General features: G+C 45.4%; 17 protein-coding genes. 4 read left to right on the top strand and 13 right to left on the bottom strand.

From position 1 onward, the window contains the following. Positions 1 to 48: 48 nt before the first annotated feature. The 5 genes from EDC63_RS07725 to EDC63_RS07705 form a co-directional block, all read right to left on the bottom strand. Entirely contained in the window at positions 49 to 1074 is a 1026-nt protein-coding gene (locus EDC63_RS07725) for a chorismate transformation enzyme, FkbO/Hyg5 family (RefSeq protein WP_124945564.1), read from the bottom strand. Further along, entirely contained in the window at positions 1071 to 2414 is a 1344-nt protein-coding gene (locus EDC63_RS07720) for an NAD(P)/FAD-dependent oxidoreductase (protein WP_124945565.1), read from the bottom strand. The genes EDC63_RS07725 and EDC63_RS07720 overlap by 4 nt, the downstream gene beginning before the upstream one ends. A gap of 212 nt (positions 2415 to 2626) precedes the next feature. Beyond that, positions 2627 to 3937 (bottom strand): cation:proton antiporter, encoded by a 1311-nt coding sequence (locus EDC63_RS07715; RefSeq protein WP_124945566.1) that lies wholly within the window; start codon positions 3935 to 3937, stop codon positions 2627 to 2629. A gap of 81 nt (positions 3938 to 4018) precedes the next feature. Further along, positions 4019 to 4276, bottom strand: a complete 258-nt coding sequence (locus EDC63_RS07710) for a phosphopantetheine-binding protein (protein ID WP_124945567.1) — start codon at positions 4274 to 4276, stop codon at positions 4019 to 4021. A gap of 312 nt (positions 4277 to 4588) precedes the next feature. Continuing rightward, positions 4589 to 4864 (bottom strand): acylphosphatase, encoded by a 276-nt coding sequence (locus tag EDC63_RS07705; protein WP_124945568.1) that lies wholly within the window; start codon positions 4862 to 4864, stop codon positions 4589 to 4591. Between the two features lie 345 nt (positions 4865 to 5209). Here EDC63_RS07705 and EDC63_RS07700 point away from each other — a divergent pair, with 345 nt between their 5' ends. Next, the gene (locus EDC63_RS07700; protein ID WP_124945569.1) at positions 5210 to 5650 is read left to right on the top strand and encodes a DsrE family protein; all 441 of its coding nucleotides are present in this window, start codon (positions 5210 to 5212) and stop codon (positions 5648 to 5650) included. Positions 5651 to 5694: 44 nt separating this feature from the next. Here the strand turns inward: EDC63_RS07700 and metG are convergent, their stop codons facing one another. After that, positions 5695 to 7740, bottom strand: coding sequence for a methionine--tRNA ligase (gene metG, locus EDC63_RS07695; RefSeq protein ID WP_124945570.1), 2046 nt, complete (start codon positions 7738 to 7740; stop codon positions 5695 to 5697). Between the two features lie 229 nt (positions 7741 to 7969). Here metG and apbC point away from each other — a divergent pair, with 229 nt between their 5' ends. The 3 genes from apbC (at position 7970) to EDC63_RS07680 (ending at position 12056) form a co-directional block, all read left to right on the top strand. Next, positions 7970 to 9058 carry an iron-sulfur cluster carrier protein ApbC gene (gene apbC / locus EDC63_RS07690; protein WP_124945571.1) on the top strand — a complete coding sequence of 363 codons (1089 nt, stop codon included), beginning with the start codon at positions 7970 to 7972 and terminating at the stop codon, positions 9056 to 9058. 81 nt (positions 9059 to 9139) lie between these two features. After that, positions 9140 to 9706 carry a dCTP deaminase gene (dcd, locus tag EDC63_RS07685; RefSeq protein WP_124945572.1) on the top strand — a complete coding sequence of 189 codons (567 nt, stop codon included), beginning with the start codon at positions 9140 to 9142 and terminating at the stop codon, positions 9704 to 9706. A gap of 103 nt (positions 9707 to 9809) precedes the next feature. Beyond that, positions 9810 to 12056 carry an arginine/lysine/ornithine decarboxylase gene (locus tag EDC63_RS07680; RefSeq protein ID WP_124945573.1) on the top strand — a complete coding sequence of 749 codons (2247 nt, stop codon included), beginning with the start codon at positions 9810 to 9812 and terminating at the stop codon, positions 12054 to 12056. 128 nt (positions 12057 to 12184) lie between these two features. Here EDC63_RS07680 and EDC63_RS07675 read toward each other — a convergent pair whose 3' ends face one another. From EDC63_RS07675 to EDC63_RS07645, 7 genes are all read right to left on the bottom strand, one after another. After that, the gene (locus tag EDC63_RS07675; protein ID WP_124945574.1) at positions 12185 to 12574 is read right to left on the bottom strand and encodes a hypothetical protein; all 390 of its coding nucleotides are present in this window, start codon (positions 12572 to 12574) and stop codon (positions 12185 to 12187) included. Between the two features lie 19 nt (positions 12575 to 12593). Continuing rightward, entirely contained in the window at positions 12594 to 13418 is an 825-nt protein-coding gene (locus EDC63_RS07670) for a metal-dependent hydrolase (RefSeq protein ID WP_124945575.1), read from the bottom strand. A gap of 27 nt (positions 13419 to 13445) precedes the next feature. After that, entirely contained in the window at positions 13446 to 13946 is a 501-nt protein-coding gene (locus EDC63_RS07665) for a dihydrofolate reductase (protein ID WP_124945576.1), read from the bottom strand. After that, a complete protein-coding gene (locus tag EDC63_RS07660; RefSeq protein WP_124945577.1) occupies positions 13943 to 14737 on the bottom strand; it encodes a thymidylate synthase in 795 nt (264 codons plus the stop codon). Before EDC63_RS07660 ends, EDC63_RS07665 begins: the two co-directional genes overlap by 4 nt. A 196-nt stretch (positions 14738 to 14933) precedes the next feature. Further along, a complete protein-coding gene (locus EDC63_RS07655) occupies positions 14934 to 17423 on the bottom strand; it encodes an EAL domain-containing protein (RefSeq protein WP_165922942.1) in 2490 nt (829 codons plus the stop codon). A 4-nt stretch (positions 17424 to 17427) separates the two neighbouring features. Further along, positions 17428 to 17889: a response regulator gene (locus EDC63_RS07650; protein WP_124945579.1), complete on the bottom strand. Its 462-nt coding sequence runs from the start codon at positions 17887 to 17889 to the stop codon at positions 17428 to 17430. Next, on the bottom strand, positions 17886 to 20249 hold the full coding sequence (locus EDC63_RS07645; protein ID WP_124945580.1) for a PAS domain S-box protein: 2364 nt from the start codon (positions 20247 to 20249) through the stop codon (positions 17886 to 17888). The genes EDC63_RS07650 and EDC63_RS07645 overlap by 4 nt, the downstream gene beginning before the upstream one ends. Positions 20250 to 20284: the final 35 nt, after the last annotated feature.

Raw genomic sequence — 20284 nt, 5'->3', positions numbered from 1 at the left:
TCGTGCTACGAATTAAGCAGGTTTGGGATAGTGGGAGCATCTGTTGGCCTAGTGCTTGACTGGCTGGCTGTGAGTTACCATGCCTTCAATCTCGATCAGTAAGTCTGACCGGCATACATCAGCCTGGAAAAAAATAATGTGACTCTTGTCGCCAACAGCCTTTGTAATCTGGTCGCGCACTAACGGAAGATCTTCTGGATTCTTCAGGTAGACTTTTAAAAACAGTTGATGATCGTGATCCAGGGCATCAAATCCGGCCTGCTTTGCCTGTTCAAATAGTGTCTGGATATTGACCAGGGTTTCGCGAGTTTGATTAACGACATCATTATCATGCAGGGTTTCATGTCCAACGATACTCGCTGTTCCAGAAATAAACAGGGTTTGATCTTTACCTGTGCCGACAAGGATGGCTCGGGAAAAGGTTGGGCTGCGCGGCCCGAACTGTTCAGGATAATGGTAGGCGCTCGTCTGACGGGGGTTTTCAAGTGGCTTGCCCGGCTGTTTGCCTGCGATAAAATAGACAACCAGAGGGCCGCTGCCCGTTCCCAGAGCACAGGCTGCCGGGACAGTCATGTTGGCTATCAGGCGACCTTTGGCAGTAAATGCTTCGTGCCGGCCGACATTGAATCCTCTGTAACGCTCCAGGCCACTCTCTGGTGCATTAATTTTGGGGAAATAGTGCCAAATGCGCAAAAGATGGGGGTAACCTTGGCGATCTATGAAGTCAAATACGCTGGAATAGGCCCTGAAAGTCGCTGATTCCAGATCTTCGCCGGGTAATTGATGCACTGCAAATGAACCATAAAGAATCGCTTCATTTTGGGTGCTGGCAATACCATTATCATTGCTGTGGGTGACAGGTTCACTGCTGGTCCACACTTCATACATGCTGTGACTATTAAGCACAGGCATATCGACCCATACCGCAGGGACGCCCATTTTTTGTGTGATTTCATTTTTGCTACCGTATCCAACAACGCCCAGAATGTGACTATGGAATTGCTTTACAAAGGAAACAAGTTGTTCCGACGACAGGTAATGCAAGCCGATGGATGAAGACGTTTCTTGCATCATGATTTCTGATCAACTGTCATCTCTGTTCCAGCTGCGCTGATGGAAAGTTTGCGTTTTTTCCAGGCCATCCAGCTTTCTTTAAAGTTGAAAAGGCTGTTCATGTAGTAAAAAGTCTTGAATACGAGCAATCGTAATGCAAGCGGCGTACCTCGGAAGATATCACCAGCCAGCAGCGATAACATGGCTTCCTGCAGGTGAAACACATTGCGAGGGCGCAAAAACATATGGCGCAAAGTAGGGGTAGTAATGCGGTAAATAAACCAGGAAAATACTTTTGGGCCACGGCGCATGGTGGCATCAAAAGCTTTTAGGGCTCCTGCTGTCTTCTGAGGAGTATCCAGACAGGTTTCTACCGTATCGGCACCGACAAACGCACTGTTCATGGCGAGAAATACACCAGAGGAAAATACCGGATCAATGAAGGCAAAGGCATCCCCCAGCAGCAGGTAATTCTGGCCAGCAGTGCGACTGGATTTGTAGGAATAATTGCCTGTGGCTGTGACAGGTGTAGCCAGTTGCGCGTCTTTGAGTCTTTCTTGAAGCGCAGGACACAGTGCAATTGTTTCCATCAGAAATTGCGCCGGATCGGTTTTACGCGTTTTCATGTAGTAAGGCCAGCAAACTGCACCCACGCTCGTTGTGCCATCTGAAAGAGGGATAAACCAGAACCAGCCATGGTCAAACCAGAACAGGCTGATATGGCCTTCGGACTTACCCGGCAAACGCGTAGCATTGGTAAAGTGACCATACAATGCGGCGCTGTTGTGTTTTTTGTCGCGACTTTTGATGCCGAAATGATTGGCAAGAAAAGTGTCCCGGCCAGACGCATCTACGACAAATCTGGTATGGAATGTATGGGACTGTTTATCGCCATCCAGCGCTGTAACCTTTGCACCTTCATCCGACAGAAACTCAATCCCGGTAACTTTATGCCCCTCAAATGGTTTGGCGCCATTTGAAACGGCTTTCTTGAAAAGAATGTGATCAAAATCAGCACGTGGAACCTGGTAAGCATGGGGAAATGATTTATCCCACGCGTCTGCAAATTCAAAAGTGACTGGATCGCCGTGCCAGGGGGAAACAAATTCCACCCCATATTTCACCATACCGATACGTTCTACTTCTTCACGAACCCCTAGCTGGTCGAAGAGGGGCAAATTCAAAGGTAATAGTGATTCACCAATATGGAAGCGTGGATGCGTGGCTTTTTCGAGTAAAACGACATCACGCCCCCGTTCTGCTAATAGCGCAGCAATGGTTGAACCGGCTGGGCCGCTACCAATCACCAATACTTCACAAGTGGTGTCTGTCTGCTGGTCTGCAAGCGAGTTATCACGCATTATTCGCAACCATGTGTAAATTATCAGTGCATTTTTTGGGGGAATCCGAACTGATCAAGCAGTATTGGGGGGAATCCGCATGAGAAGGGCATTTTATAATATTTAGCATGGTCGTTATTGTAATAAATCGTCTTGATAAAGTCATTAGAATGTACTTTCAATGTTCACGCAGGGCTGACATAGTCCTGTTATTTTGTATAGGGAACAGTTATTTAATCGGCTAAGTGTTGTCTGGCCGGAATCGGAATCCCTGCGCCAGGTAGCCAGCGCCTTAGTCCTGGCGTGGTAATCACCGTACTGACTATGGCCATGAGCACAAGCATGGTGAACATGTTTTGTGAAATAACGCCTAAGTCGTATCCTACATTAATAATGATCAGTTCCATCAGTGCCCGGGTATTCATCATGATGCCAATGACCTTGGATTGGGCGTGGTTCATACCAGACCATCGTGCCGCCCAGTAACATCCGCCGAACTTGCCGATAGTTGCGAGGGAGATAAGCAACAGACACCAGCCCCACAGGGCGATGCTGTCGAGGCCGCCAATATTGGTTCGCAACCCGGTATAGGTGAAAAAGATCGGCAGAAAAAAAACGGTCACGAATTCGCCCACCTTTTTACGCCAGGCTTTGACGATTTCCAGTTGATCATGGAGCAATACCCCCATCATGAAACCGCCAAAAATGGCGAAAATGCCGATTTTATAGGTCATCATGGCTGACAAGAATATGGCTGCAATAATCACGCCCAGCAAATTGGCAGAAAAACGGTGTTCGGTAACAACTGAATGTCGGATGGCGCGGCGCAATAGCGGGCGCACCACCCACCAGCTTACGACGATATACATCACTAACTGAACAAGCGTAATGAAGAAATTTTCCATCGAGAAGTTTGAAACAGCGAGCGCCGTGACAATCGCCAGTAAAAGCCAGCCAATGACATCGTTAATGGCCGCAGCGCTGATGGCAATGACACCGAGTGGCAATCGTGTCATGTTGAATTCAATCATGATACGCCCCAGAATGGGCAACGCGGTGATGGAGAATGCGGTGGCAGTGAATAGTGCAGTTGCCATCGGCGCAGCGCCAGGGGAAAGTATGGGGGCTGAATAATAGCCAAAAATAAAACCCAGGACGAAAGGAAAAATAAGTCCTGCAGCGGCAATACGGATGACAGCATTGCGATTGTTCGAAGTGGTCAGATGGGAAAAATCAAATTCCAGGCCGATTTGAAACATGAGTAAGATCAGCCCGATCTGACTCAACATGGTAATGGGCTCCTGAGAGCTGGAATGAAACACATAATTAAAGAGATCTGGCGCAAGCAGGCCAAACAATGAAGGGCCAAGCAGGATGCCAATAATGATTTCACCCACAACCCTGGATTGCGCAAAACGTGATGCCACTTCATTGCCAATTCGGCTGAAAATGACAATGACAGCAAGTTGCAACAGCGTAAAAAAAAGTAGCGCCTCGGTGTGATGTACGGATGTTTGAGCTAGTGAGGCAGCGCTGGAACTCATGTTGTTATTTGATTTAAGGTGAGAAAGGCCAGCATCTTTGATTTACTCGTGTGCTGGCTGGCGCATCTTTAAGATGGCAGCCTATTTGGTACGGCGTTTTTCAATTGCCTGGGTTAATGCTCTGAGGGAAGAAAAAACGGTTGTATTGTCAGGGTCGTCAGATTTGATCTGAAATCCATATTTTTTGGATATGACCAGTGACAATTCCAGCATGTCAATAGAGTCTAACCCAAGACCTTCTCGGTACATAGGCTGTTCCGGATCAATTTCTGTGTGATCTATTTCGAGATTAAGTCCCTCGACTATTATTTGGGCAACTTCCAACTCTGCTGGCGACATCTTGAATACTCCGCAACTTCTATTTCAATATGAATTGATTGAATTTTTATGAATGCTTGCATGCTTTCCGGGTAAATGGGAAATTGCACGGCAATATCAGACTATTCTGAAAAGCTTCTAATTCTAGTTTTGATGTGGATTAATGTCAATGTATTAGTATGATTTAACACGGATTAGACGCAAATGCTGGCGTGCGATGTATGAGAAAGTTCTGGATGTAATGTACAATTGCAGGGGTGTTTAACAAATATACCTATGAAACATTGAGGTGGTCTAACGTCTGATCAAATTCAATAAATAATTGCCATGTAACTACAAAGTCTGTAACCGATTGAAATCATTAAATTGACCACTGCCTTCTGTTATTTCCATACGAGTCACTTGTGCAAGCTCCGGGCCAGAGCGTGCCCACTTAATCATCTCATCAATATTTGCCTCGGTTCCCTGAATGGTGGCTTCAAGGGATCCATCGCTAAGATTGCGTATCCATCCGGTTATACCCAGTTCATCTGCTTTTTGTGCAAAAGATTCCCGAAAAAAGACACCTTGAACGCGGCCGAATAGCAGAAGATGTTTGGTATGCTCCATGTGTGCCCTCTGAAGTATGTAAACGCAATAGAATGGCTAATTTAATGGCATTAAAATTATAGTTGATCCAGAGTGTAATGAATTGGAATTTGTTGTATTGGCACGCCTCTTCCGTCGTAAAATTGTTTACATAATTGTTGTAAAAGGAAAAAATTTGAATTCAATACCTTTGATTGGATATGTATACATTTTTGTCTTATTTTCTCTATAAATCAATATGATGTAACGCTAATATTGGGTATTTTCGGACTATTTACAAAACATTTAAAACCCTTCAATGTGTAGGCATCAGCAAGTATGCTGTGTGAATTTTATATATATAACTACGAGAGATAGGGGACAGAAATGAAACAGTTCAAAATATTGCTTTTATTGGGTGCATTGTTAGGTTTTGCAGGTATGACGGGTTGTGCCGCAACAGGTGGTGCAAAACAACAGGAAAAAGTGGTTTACCATGTCAATGACAGTGCAGACGCAAAAGGTGCCATGAGAAACGCTATGAATCACCTGAATGCGAGTCCAGATGCAAAACTCGTTTTTGTGACACACAGCAAAGGGGTGGATTTCCTTTTTGAAGGTGCTGCAGATAAGGATGGTAATCCTTACAATGTGAACGTGGAACAGTTGCAGGCAAAAGGCGTGCAATTTGACGTATGCGCCAACACGCTGACATCCAGAAAGCTGGATAAAAGCAAGCTGTTGCCAGGTATGGTGATTGTTCCTTCTGGCGTAGCAGAAGTGGCTAAGCTTCAGGCTTTTGAAGGCTATGTTTATATCAAGCCATAATTGAATGTTGTGTAAAAAAACGGCAGCTTCGGCTGCCGTTTTTTTTACTTCACCCGCATACCGGGTTGTGCCCCATCATCCGGTCCCAGAATATATAGTCCATTTCCATCCCCTGCAGCCAGTACCATACCTTCAGAAAGCCCGAATTTCATTTTGCGTGGCGCAAGATTGGCAACCATCACAGTAAGTCTGCCGATCAATTTTTCTGGGTCGTAGGCTGACTTGATACCAGCAAATACAGTACGTTGCTCAGAGCCTATATCCAAGGTCAGCTTTAACAGCTTTTCTGCACCTTCTACATGTTCTGCATGCACAATTTTGGCAATGCGCAGATCAATTTTGCTGAAATCATCAATGCTGATGGTTTCGGCAATAGCGGGAATATCATGCTGCTGTTTTTCTGCATGCCGTGCAGGTGATTGTGGCTCGGCTTTAGCAGATGTTTGCAGGCTCTGTTTGTTCGCTTCCAGCATGGCATCAATTTGCTTGGAATCGACACGTGTCATCAGGTGCTTATAGGCATTAATAGTGTGGCCATCCGGTAGCAGTGTGTTTGCATCCTGCCATTGCATGGGTTCGATTTTTAAAAATGCTTCTACTTGTGCTGCTAGATGAGGGATAACTGGTTTCAAGTAGAGTGTCAGCAAGCGGAACATGTTGAGTGCTTCAGAGCAAACACGATGTAGCCTGACTTCCTGTCCTTCCTGCTTGGCTAATTCCCAGGGTTTTTCCTGATCGACAAACTGGTTGGCTTTGTCTGTTAGCAACATGATATCTCGCAATGCTTTGCCATATTCACGGTTGCCATAGGATGTTGCAATGGATTCTGCTCCCAGCTGAATTTCTTTGATGGCTGGATTTTCTTCAGCAGAACTCAGTTTTCCATCAAATCGTTTTGCAATAAATCCGGCAGATCGACTGGCGATGTTGATGTATTTGCCAACCAGATCGCTATTAACCCTGGCGGTAAAATCTTCCAGATTGAGGTCAATATCTTCCATGGTCGAATTCAGCTTGGCGGCAAAATAGTAGCGCAGCCACTCTGGGTTCAACCCCTGCTTTAAATAACTGTCAGCCGTTATAAATGTACCGCGGGATTTGGACATTTTGAGTCCGTTCACTGTCAGAAAACCATGGGCGAAAATATTTGTGGGTGTGCGGTGGCCAGAAAATTTAAGCATGGCGGGCCAGAACAGCGCATGGAAATACAGAATGTCTTTACCGATAAAATGATAAAGTTCGGTGTCTGCACCTTCTTTCCAGAAATCATCGAAATTCAGACCGGTATTCTTGGCGAGATGCATGAAACTGGCCATATAGCCTACAGGGGCGTCTAGCCAGACGTAGAAATACTTGCCCGGTGCATCAGGAATTTCGAAACCGAAATAGGGAGCATCGCGTGAAATATCCCAATTCTGCAAGCCGGCGCCAAACCATTCTGACATTTTGTTGGCAGCTTCTTCCTGCAAATGCCCAGCACGGGTCCATTCTTTCAGGAATGCTTCGCAAGCACCCAGCTTAAAGAAATAATGTTCGGATTCTTTTTTGATTGGCGTAGCACCAGACACGGCTGAATAAGGATTGATTAAATCCGTAGGGGAATAAGTGGTCCCACAGGATTCGCAGGAATCACCATATTGATCCTTGGCATGGCATTTCGGGCATTCACCTTTAATAAATCGGTCTGGCAGAAACATATTCTTCTGTGGATCGTACAACTGTTCGATTGTGCGCACTTCGATCAGATCAGCTTCACGCAGCTTACGATAAATGCCTTGAGCCAATTCGTGGTTTTCATCTGAATTGGTCGAGTAGTAGCTGTCAAAGTTGATATGAAAGCCGGTGAAATCTCCCAGGTGTTCGCCATGTACGCGATCAATCAAGGCTTCAGGGGTGATGTTTTCGGCCTGGGCACGGAGCATGATGGGGGTGCCGTGGGTGTCATCCGCGCAGACATAATGGCATTCATGCCCTTGCATTTTCTGGAAACGTACCCATATATCAGTCTGGATATATTCAACCAGATGGCCTAGGTGGATGCTGCCGTTGGCGTAGGGCAGTGCTGAAGTAACCAGAATTTTGCGTGTCATGGGTGCTTGGTCATTTGGAAAAACATCTATTTTAGCGCAATCCCTGCCAAACCTAAAAGACATGTAACATTCTTCGTACAACGAGTGTACGGTGTTCTGTCACAAATCCATGATATAAATAGGGATAAAGTCAAGGTAGGATGCGCATAAACAAACAGTATGCGTATGCCTAAATATTGTTTAAACTAGCATATTTGATTTCTGTTTTATGGGTTAAGGAGTTTTTGGTATGGCAATTTCCGAACTACAAGTTCAAACAGCTTTGAAAGAGATCATTGATCCCAATACACACAAAGATTTTATCTCCAGCAAGTCCGCTCGCAATATTAAGGTGGATGGCAACAATGTATCCCTGGATATCGTTTTGTCTTACCCTGCGAAAAGCGTCATGGAAGACATCAAGAAACAGGTGTCTGACAAGCTGAAAGGTATAGCAGGTATTGGTAGCGTGGCTGTGGATATTTCTTCCAAAATTGTTTCACATAGCGTACAGAAGGGCGTAAAGCTGGTTCCTGGCGTGAAAAACGTGATTGCCGTTGCCTCCGGCAAGGGTGGCGTGGGTAAATCCACGACTGCTGTTAACCTGGCTTTGGCGCTGGCTGCTGAAGGCGCAAGCGTGGGTATTCTGGATGCGGACATTTATGGTCCTTCCCAGCCTACCATGCTGGGCATTGAAGGCCGTCCAGAGTCCAAAGATGGCAAAAGCCTTGAGCCTATGGAAGGCCATGGTATTCAATCCATGTCCATCGGTTATCTGATCGATGTTGAAACCCCGATGGTTTGGCGTGGTCCTATGGTTACCCAGGCGCTGGAGCAATTGCTGAACGACACCAAATGGCGTGATCTTGACTATCTGGTTGTGGACTTGCCTCCTGGTACCGGTGATATTCAGCTGACGCTGGCTCAGCGTGTGCCTGTTACCGGTGCCGTGATTGTGACCACACCGCAGGATATCGCGTTGCTGGATGCCCGTAAGGGACTAAAAATGTTTGAAAAAGTCGGTATCCCTATTGTTGGTATCGTTGAAAACATGAGCATCCATATCTGTTCCAAGTGCGGTAATGAAGAGCACATTTTTGGTGAAGGTGGCGGTGCGAAGATGTGTAAAGACTACGATGTGGAATTTTTGGGTGCGTTGCCGCTGGATATTCAGATCCGTGAGCAGACAGATTCAGGCAAGCCGACGGTTGTGGCTAACCCTGAAAGCCGCATCAGTGAAATTTACCGAGAAATCGCTCGTCGTGTGGCAGTGAAAATTGGTGAACAATCAGTTGATCACAGTAACAAGTTCCCGAATATTGTGATTCAGAACTCGTAATAATCTTTACGGGGGATAGGTTATGGATAATGAGTAATCAAATCCGTAGCTTATCCCCCGTATTCTATTGAAGCAGGCGCTATGAGTATTAAATCGGATAAATGGATACGCCGCATGGCGGCAAGTGATGGCATGATTGACCCATTTGAGCCCAACCAGGTCAAGGAAGTGGACGGTCGCCGAATCGTTTCATATGGTACGTCCAGTTATGGTTATGATATTCGCTGTTCGAATGAATTTAAGCTTTTCACGAATATCAACAGTACAATTGTTGACCCAAAGAACTTCGACCCGAATTCGTTTGTCGAAGTAGTGGCAGATTACTGCATTATTCCCCCTAACTCTTTCGCGTTAGCGCGTACGGTGGAATATTTCCGTATACCGCGTAGTGTGCTGACAATTTGCCTGGGTAAGTCTACCTACGCACGTTGTGGCATTATTGTAAACGTGACACCCTTTGAACCTGAGTGGGAAGGTTATGTGACATTGGAGTTTTCCAATACCACGCCTTTGCCTGCAAAGATTTACGCAAATGAAGGCGTTGCACAAGTGTTGTTCTTTGAGTCGGATGAAGTATGCGAAACCTCCTATAAAGATAGGGGCGGTAAATATCAGGGGCAGCACGGCGTAACATTGCCAAAGATGTAAAATGTATTGAGTGCTGATATAAAGCGTGTAATGTGATGGCTAATGAACTTTTGTCGCGTTATTGCATGAAGTTGAATAATACAAAGTTGAATAGGAATAAGGCATGAAATTTCGTTTTCCCGTCGTGATTATCGATGAGGACTTCCGCTCCGAAAATGCAAGCGGAATTGGTATTCGTGTGTTGGCCAAAGCGCTCGAAGACGAAGGTATGGAAATTTTGGGCGCCACCAGTTACGGCGACTTGACTTCGTTTGCGCAGCAGCAGAGTCGGGCTTCCACGTTTATACTATCGATAGACGATGAGGAGTTTTCAACCCCCGAACTTGCTGAGCAGGCGGTCGCGCAAATTCGTGCCTTCGTGGAAGAAATTCGTTTTCGTAACGCTGAAATTCCTATCTTTTTGTATGGTGAGACGCGAACTTCACGCCATATCCCCAATGATGTATTGAAAGAGTTGCATGGCTTCATTCACATGTTTGAAGATACGCCTGAGTTCATTGCACGATACGTGGTAAGAGAAGCCAAGACGTATCTGGATTCACTGGCGCCCCCTTTCTTCAGAGCGTTGACTCATTATGCAGCTGACGGATCTTATTCCTGGCATTGTCCTGGTCATTCAGGCGGTGTAGCATTTTTGAAAAGCCCGGTCGGGCAAATGTTTCACCAGTTTTTTGGTGAAAACATGTTACGCGCAGACGTATGTAATGCTGTGGATGAACTGGGTCAGTTGCTGGATCATACCGGCCCGGTTGCAGCCAGTGAGCGAAATGCTGCCCGTATTTTCAATGCGGACCATTTGTATTTTGTTACCAATGGTACTTCCACGTCCAACAAAATAGTCTGGCATTCTACGGTGGCACCCGGCGATATCGTGGTGGTTGACCGTAACTGCCATAAATCCATTTTGCACGCGATCATTATGACAGGTGCAGTACCTGTTTTCCTGACGCCTACACGGAATCATTACGGCATTATCGGGCCAATATCTCTGGATGAATTCAAGTGGGAAAACATTCAGAAGAAAATTGCAGCCAACCCTTTCGCCCGTGATTGCACGCGCCCGCCACGAGTATTGACCATTACCCAAAGTACTTATGATGGCGTGCTGTATAACGTGGAAACACTGAAGGAAATGCTGGATGGCAAGATAGACACGCTGCATTTTGATGAAGCCTGGTTACCCCATGCCACATTCCATGACTATTATAAAAATATGCACGCGATTGGAAAGGATCGTCCGCGTACTAAAGAATCCACAATTTTTGCGACACAGTCTACCCACAAGATGCTTGCAGGATTATCTCAAGCTTCTCAAATTCTGGTGCAAGACTCTGAAACCATGCAGTTTGACAGAGATGTTTTCAACGAAGCTTTCCTGATGCATACCTCTACCAGCCCGCAATACGCGATTATTGCGTCTTGCGATGTGGCCGCAGCCATGATGGAACCCCCTGGCGGTACCGCCTTGGTGGAAGAGTCTATTCTGGAAGCACTGAACTTCCGCCGAGCCATGCGCAAGGTAGAAGCAGAGTTTGATGGTTCCTGGTGGTTTAAAGTATGGGGTCCTGACCATCTCTCCGAAGAGGGTATTGGAGAGCGGGATGACTGGATGTTACACGAGGGTGATCGTTGGCATGGATTTGGTAAGCTTGCCCCCGGATTCAATATGCTGGACCCGATTAAATCGACTGTTATCACACCAGGTCTGGATGTAGATGGGGATTTTGCTGATTCAGGTATTCCGGCAGCTATTGTTACCAAATATCTGGCTGAGCATGGTGTGATTGTAGAAAAAACCGGTCTTTATTCATTTTTCATCATGTTTACCATCGGTATTACCAAAGGCCGCTGGAATACGATGTTGACTGCACTGCAGCAGTTCAAGGATGATTATGATCGAAATCAGCCGCTATGGCGGGTTTTACCTGCTTTTGTGGCTAAACATCCTCGCTATGAACGTGTAGGATTGAAAGAGTTAAGCGACAGTATCCACGATATTTACAAAACTAATGATATTGCCCGATTAACCACCGAGATGTATTTGTCTGATATGGTGCCGGCGATGAAGCCGACAGACGCGTTTTCTCGCATGGCTCACCGTGAAATTGATCGTGTTGAGATAGATGATTTGACCGGACGAGTAACCAGCGTATTGTTAACGCCCTATCCTCCGGGTATTCCACTGTTGATTCCTGGCGAACGTTTTAATGAGACGATCGTTCGTTATCTCAAGTTTGCCCGTAACTTTAATGAGCAATTTCCTGGTTTCGAAACGGATATTCACGGTCTGGTTCAGGAAGGCATGAATGGCAAGAAACGTTATTATGTGGATTGTGTCAGACAGGATTAATAGGGAAAGATTGTTAGATTGTAAAAAAATGGTGGAGAATTCCACCATTTTTTTTGCCTGCCATTTGATTGTCAGTTGGGTACTTAACCAAGTTAAATCAAAACTAAATCAAGATGCGTTACGTGGGGCTAGGGTAAAGTTTGGGCGCTTTGCTGTGGCGGTTTGTTACACCGGATTACCCCTTCATAAATGCGCTGGTTAACAAGCGAGGTTGAATCCAGGGATTCTGTGTATGAGAGGGTGGTGTAACTGTTACATTCGTGTTCGTAGGTAATATCTTCAGCACGCCGCTTAAATATGATTGCAGCCTCTCCTTCACCATTGTTATAAGGAAAGGTGTTTTTTCGAACAGTAATACGAAACGTTTCTTTGTTTAGCTGCTCGCTGTCTGTTCGCCAGACTATGCCATCTTTTGCATAAAATAATACACCCGCCCCGCCAGCAAGCAGGAGGGCTGTTGAACTGCATCCGGTCAGGGGAAGCAAGGCTACAAGTATTAACTGGCGGAATTTTTTCATTATGCTTTCTTGTTTTCTGCTATAACTTGATAGTTTCACCGATGTTCATGGTTCGCAGCTTGCTTCTTACACCACGTTTCTTGAGCGCGCTGGATAATGCGTCCGGGGTGCCTGTCAATACGGGGAAGGTGCCAAAATGCATAGGGATAATCATGCCTGGCTTTACCAATTTTGCGGCTTCTGCTGCACGATCTGGGCCCATTGTAAAATGGTCACCAATGCAGGCCAGCATGATGTCTACTTTGTGAAACTGAGGAATCAAAGCCATATCGCCAAATACATCGGTATCACCGGTATGGTAAATGCTTGGGCCACCTTTGATGGTAATCAGGAATCCGCCAGGATTGCCGCCATCATGTAAATCTTTATCGGCGCTGCCTTCAGGTGCAACAACGCTGGAACTGTGCACGGCCGGGATAAAGGCAATTTTTACTTCGCCATCCAGTAATGTGAGTTCGCCGCCAAAATTGCCCTGAGTATCAAATCCCATTTGTTCTTTAGGGTATCCGCCGTATTGGGTTAAGGCTTTGCCCAGGTCAAATGTGGTCACCAGTTTGGCACCGGTCTTTTTCGCAATTTCCGCACTGTTGCCCACATGATCAGAATGACCGTGGGTAACGAGGATCAGGTCGGCTTTGTCAATTTTTGCAAGATCATCTTTGCCGTTTTTGTTTGCTGGGTTGGTAATCCATGGGTCAATCAAAATCGTTTTGCCTGACGGTGTTTTGATTTTGAAAGCGGCATGGCCATACCATGTCAGTTCGGTATTGCTTGCGACAGCAAAAGTGGACATTGTTAAGGTTAATAGCGCAAACAGGCACTGTTGCAATCGGTTGCTTTTCATCGTGACTCCCTTGGTTGCAAATTGAATTTAAAGTTTGTTTCTTTCGTATATAACAAAATGATACTCAAGCCCATCGGGTTCGGTGGGTAAATGTTTCTCACGTTTTATTTCATGCCACTGGTTGATGTCAAATGAGGGGAAATGCGCATCCCCTGCAAATTCTTTCTGGATTTCGGTGAGGTATAAGCGATCTGCAAGCGGGAGCGCTTGAGCATACAATTCTGCACCGCCTACAAAGAAAATTTCGTCATCTTCCTCACCTGCCGCAATGGCAGCATCAAGGGTGTTCGTTACGATGCAATCTGGAATACGGTAAGCCGTGTTGCGGGTGATGATAACAGTAGTGCGGCCAGGTAGCGGCTTTCCGATGGATTCAAACGTTTTGCGCCCCATGAGAATATGGTGACCCATGGTAACTGTTTTAAAGTACTTCAACTCACCGGGAATTCGCCATGGCAGTGAGTTATTTATGCCTATGGTGCGATTTTTCGCCAAGGCAGCGATAATGGATATGCGTGGTTTGCTCATACGGCTACGGGTGCTTTAATGGCTGGATGAGGGTCATAACCTACAAGCGTAAAGTCTTCAAATTTAAAGTCGAAAATGTTTTTGACTTCAGGGTTAAGCTTCATTGAAGGCAAAGGGCGTAGTTCCCGGGAGAGCTGCTCGCGGGTCTGATTCATATGGTTCATATACAAATGCGCATCTCCCAGTGTATGCACAAAATCTCCCAGTTTGAGGTTGCATACTTGTGCCACCATCATGGTCAGTAATGCGTAAGAAGCAATATTGAAAGGTACGCCCAGAAAAATATCGGCACTGCGCTGATACAACTGACAAGAAAGCTTGCCATCAGCCACATAGAACTGGAAAAAAGCGTGGCACGGCGGCAATTTCATTTTCTCGATTTCTCCGACATTCCAGGCGGAAACAATCAGGCGGCGAGAGTCCGGTGTGCTTTTAATTTGCTCTATGACTTGCGATATCTGATCAATGTGGCGGCCATCCGGTGTAGGCCATGAACGCCATTGATACCCATAAACCGGGCCTAAGTCACCCTTATCGTCAGCCCATTCGTCCCAAATGGTGACTTTGTTGTCTTTCAGATACTGGATGTTGGTATCGCCCTTCAAAAACCATAACAATTCATGAATGATTGAACGTAAGTGGCATTTTTTGGTGGTGACCAGTGGAAATCCTTGAGCCAGGTCGTAGCGCATCTGGTAACCAAAAACGCTGACTGTTCCTGTACCAGTTCGGTCGCTTTTTATGTGACCGTTAGAAAGCACATGTTGCATTAAGTCGAGATATTGTCGCATTTACATTTATTTTTTTCTGGAATTGAACGTATTGAAGATCCGGCGTGGTAACTGGTTGGGCAAAACACCAATATATGATGCGTTACCAAAGTGAGTTCCGGCTCCTGCCATTTACCATATTGTATGCGTAGACGAATTTGAGATCAAAAAACTTTGATATTTAGTTAGCTTAATCGGTGTTTACAAGATTAAGGTCTTAGTGGGTATGAATTTGTTTTTGCGAAATGCCTTCGGCCAGTAAACGTGAAAATTGCTCGGCAGGTAATGGTTTGCTGAAATAGTAACCTTGCATTGTATTGCAATGGTGTCTGGTTAAAAAATCTATTTGCTCTATTGTTTCAACACCTTCCGCAATAATATTAATATTTAAACTGTGTGCCATTGCAATGATCGCTCCTGTGAGGGCGGCATCGCTGGGATCTGTAGTGACATCACGCACAAATGATTGATCTATCTTCAAAGTGCTGATAGGAAAACGTTTCAGGTAGCTCAAGCTTGAATATCCTGTACCAAAATCATCGATAGCAAAGTTCAGTCCAGCGTCATTTAACAGTTTGATTGTAGACAGTGTAGCTTCTGTATTCTGCATCAAAGTGCTTTCAGTGATTTCCAACTCAAGATAGCGAGGATCGAGACGAGATTCTTTCAGAATTGCCAAAATGCTGGGTGCCAGATTTGGCGTGAACTGAAAGCCGGATAGATTGACGGATACCTGAACATGGGGTAACCCCATATCTTGCCAGGCTTTATTTTGCAGGCAGGCGGTACGCACTACCCATTCGCCTATTTCAATAATCAATCCGGTTTCTTCAGCCAGGGGAATAAAATTGAGCGGGGAAATCAAACCATGTTCCGGGTGCTGCCATCGAATGAGTGCTTCCATGCCGACAATGGTTCCCTTGCTGATATCTATTTGAGGCTGATAAAAAAGCAGGAATTCATTTCTTTCCAGCGCATGATGCAGTGCATTGTCCAGTGATAACCGTTGCATGGCGGATGCATTCATTTCGGGAGAAAAAAATTGATATGAATTCTTTATACCCAGTTCTTTTGCTCGGCCCATTGCAATTGCAGCTTGTTGTATCAGATCTTCTGCTTTATCTGCATCATTAGGGTACAAAGCAATACCAATATTTACATTCAGGAAGAGCTCGTGATTTTCAATGACAAAAGCATGGTCAAACAGGTGCAGAAATTTTTCAGCCATCCCTGTAATTTCTGAGGCGCGATCAATAAAAGGTAATACCAATGCAAATTCATCACCGCCGATGCGGCCTATACTGTCAACATGACGCAAATTCATGTTTAGTCGCTCTGCTACAACCTGTAGCAAACGGTCCCCAATGTCATGTCCAAGTGCATCGTTAATAGCTTTGAAACGTCCAAGATTAATGAATATCACCGCCATCAGTTTGCTGCTGTTTGTTGTGTCAAGGAGTTCCTGTTTAATGTGTTCAACAAACAGTGCGCGATTAGGTAATCCTGTCAGTGTGTCATGGTTTGCCAGATAGTCCAGCATGGCTTTGTGTTGAGTGCGTTCGCTGATGTCCCGCATGATGGCGGAAAAGTAATCAATGGAGCCATCTATTTTTTTGTGTCCGATGATGACGGAAGATACGGGTATCTCTGTGCCCTTTTTATCAAATATGGCATATTCGCCGCTCCAGGCGCCTTCTGTTGAAGCAGTTGGGATGCCGGTCTTAAGCACTATCTCTGCAGCCCATGACGGGAGTATATCTGTAATGCTGGTTTGAGAGATATCTTGATCAGCACTGATACCCAATACATCACGGCCAGCCTGATTCCAATAAAGCATATGCCCCGAATTGTCTGCAAGACCGATAAAGTCTGTCGTACTATTAATGATTGAATTCAGTCTTTCTTGCGAGCTTTTTGCCAGTTTTTGCTCTGTAATATCACGCGTGATAGCCAGTAGTGAAGTGTTGCCTGTTGTTGGGCTGACAAGAGGCGCAGCATGGGTTTCCAACCATCGATGCCGACCTTTCAATCCAGTTATTTCAAATTCAAGCAGCCCTTTATGCCCCTCAAGAACGCGTTTGGTTAAGTCGTTAAATGCCTTCTGGTATTCTGGCAGGATCAGGGAATCCATACGTTGACCGACAACTTGTGCCAGAGAGTCGGCATCGATCATGGCTAAGCCGGAGGCATTCATGAATTTAAGACGGCCATTTGACCCAATGATTTTGACACACTCCGGTTCTGATTCAATAATTGTTCGGAGTTGAGTTTCACTTTCCATTAACTCGTTTTTAGCAATTTTCAATAGGGTTTTTTGATTTCGGCTTTCCAGTATGGAACGCGCTCTGGAGGTGAGCAAGGCATAATGTTTGGGGGATTTTAGCACATAATCATCAAGGCCAATTTTCATTGCTTCAACAGCGATTTCTTCGCTGCCGGTACCTGTAAACATGATGACTGGGCAATTAGGTAGTGTTTCTTTGACCATTCGCAGAATGGTTAAACCGTCACTCCATTGGAGGTGATAGTCGGTAATAATGAGGTCGAGATCATTTAATGCTATCTGATGTTGAAAGCTTTGCATATCTGTAGCGGACACTGTCTGTAAATTTGCAAATTCACGCTGCAATTCACGAATGGCGAGTGCTCGATCGTCAGGATTGTCGTCGATCAGCAGACATTTTAAAGTGGGGTTTGATTTTTCCAAGAAACTATTCCATTGTTCGCAATGAGATATCTGGTTTTTCATTCAGTATAAACCAATATAGTCCGAGCACTTTAACCATTTCCAGCAGGGTTTCGAATGAAACGGGCTTGACCAGGTAAGAATTGGCTCCGAGATCATAAGCGCGACCGACGTCAGTGCTTTCTTTGGAAGAGGTCATGACAACCACCGGCAAGCGATTAATGCCGGGTTGATCACGCAACCACTCCAGGACTTCCAGGCCGGACTTTCGGGGTAATTTCAGGTCCAGCAACATAATCGCAGGTAAAGGGTATGTATTCCGGTCTGCGTAAAGGCCTTCACCGGAAAGATAGGCGACAGCTTCTTCGCCATCCTTTGCTAACTGGAGTGGATTGGCCATTTTTGATTTATCCATGGCGCGGCGGAAAAGCATTACATCGTTAGGGTCATCTTCTACGAGTAGTAAGGTTGGCAGGGCTACATTCATTGTGCTTCCTCCTTTATTGGTAGCTCGAGCCAAAAAAGACTACCCTTACCAACTTCAGATTCTACACCAGATGAGCCCCCCATACGTTCCATTCCTTTTTTAACGATGGCAAGCCCGATGCCAGTGCCTGGGTAGGTTTCTATCCCATGAAGTCGCTCAAAAACCTGGAAAATACGTCCCATGTGTTCAGCGGGCAACCCTATGCCGTTGTCTTCTATCCATATTCGTATATTCGGGTAGCGGGTTTCTGCCCATACTCGTATTTGCGGGGAAGTGCCGGGAGAAACAAATTTGATTGCATTGGACAGTAGATTTGCGATGACTTGTACTAAAGTCTGCCGGTTGCCAAATGCGGCAGGCATAGGTTTGATCACTGAAATCTGCGCGTGGCTTTCTTTTATTTGAATTTGTATCTGAGAGATGGCCTCAGCCACAACGTTAACGAGGTCGATGGGTTTTGCAATAAGCTCAATGCGACTCAGGCGGCTATATGCTAGCAAGTCCTGAATCAATAAATCCATTCGGCTTGAGGCGTCAATAATCCGTTGTGCAAAATCTTGCCCCGTTGCATCAAGCTTTGTGCCGTAGTCTTCCAGTAACGCTTGAGCAAAACCCTGGACAGCACGTAGAGGTGCACGCAGGTCGTGGGAAACGGAATAACTGAAAGCTTCCATTTCCTGATTGGATGCCTCCAGATCTTCAGCGCGCTTTGTCAGTTCGATATTTAACTTGCGAATGCTTTCTTTTGAAAACTGCAATAGTGCATTAGCTGTTTCAATCTCGGCAGTGCGTTCTGCAACACGTTGTTCCAGTTTGATATTCAGTTCATTAAGCGCATTTTCGGCCTGCTTTCGTTTGGTAATGTTTTCAACGCTGGACCAGATGAAGCGTTCCCCACCTTTTTCGACATATAACCCGGAGAGTAAAACAGGCACCAGATGACCATCCTGGTGAATGTATTCTTTTTCATAAGGCCCATATTTGCCTGTTTCATTGAGTGAAACCAGTTGCTCTTGTTCTTGATTCGCATATTTTTCTGGCGTGATTGCCCAGTAAGTTAATCGCAAAGTATCTTCGATGCTGCGCCCCAGAATGTCTGCAAAAGCCTGGTTGATATCTACCAAAGTGCCATCCAGTTTGCATAACGCTAAACCGATGGGCGAGCTCTCGAACAACATTCTGTTGTATCGTTCATTCTCCTGTAATGCTTGTTCTGCCTGTTTTTGCTCGGTAATGTCATAAGCGGTACCGAGACCAGCCATTTTTCCTTCATATTCGATGGTGGCCGTGGTGATGTATAGCCACTTGGAATTGCCCTGTTTAGTGATGATTTTTGTTTCATAACCTGCGGTATGGGCTTCTAAGCCTTGCATGCGCTTGATCATGCGCATTTTTATATCATTTTGGAAGTCCGGGTGGATGATATCCATAAAACCAATACGTAATAATTCATTGTGGGTGTAACCACTGAGTGTTTCCGCCCGTGGGTTCACATATCTGAATTGATTGTTTTGATAAATAAAAATACCTACAGCAGCACTTTCAGCCAGCGAGCGAAACTTGCGCTCGCTTTCCAGTAATTTTTGTTCAGTTTGCTTTCGCGTAGTGATGTCTTGAAAAAAAATGCTTAAACCTTCTGGTGACGGATAAACACGATTTTCATACCAGCCCCCCCAAGGGGCATAATATTCCTCCAACTGGATTGGAATCTGTGTTTTAACAGCTTCGTGATAGGCGTGGTAAAAAGGTTGGTCGACACCGTCCGGAAATTCCGTCCAGATGTGTTTTCCGATCATCTCGTTCTGTTGCTTTCCGAACATCTGGGCGGCTTTTTTATTGACATAGGTGTAGTGCCAGTTGTTGTCAAGCGATACAAACGCATCGGTAATTCTTTCAAGTAGGTTGATTGTTTCCTGATTGGCTTTTCTACGTTCAATAGAGTGAGATACAACCGATTCTGCTAACGCGTTTTTAGCGTATTTTTCTTCTCTGTGACGTTCCAAAGCAATTTCGATGGTGAGCTGAATCTCCCGCAGCGAGCTGGGTTTGAGTAGGTATGCATAGGGTTTTGTAACTTTGGCCCGCTGAAAAAATGCTTCGTCTGCATAAGCGGTAAGATAAATAACAGGGACATCCAGGTTCTTGAGTATCGTAAGGGCTGTTTCGATACCATCCAATTTTCCCGGCAAAACAATGTCCATCAGGACGAGATCAGGCGAGTATTCTTTAGCGAGTTCAATAGCTTGTTTTCCATTATTGGCTATAGCCAAAACATGATAGCCACAATCGGTGAGTTGAAGCTTCAGATGCTCAGCTACTTGTGATTCATCTTCTACTATCAGGATTGAGGCATTGGGCATGTGGTTATACCAATTTAAGCATCATAATTAAGCGA

Origin of the sequence: Sulfurirhabdus autotrophica (assembly GCF_004346685.1) — a bacterium.
Taxonomy (GTDB): domain Bacteria; phylum Pseudomonadota; class Gammaproteobacteria; order Burkholderiales; family SMCO01; genus Sulfurirhabdus; species Sulfurirhabdus autotrophica.
The sequence above is the reverse complement of the archived record's forward strand: the minus strand, read 5'-3'. Positions and strand labels throughout refer to the sequence as shown.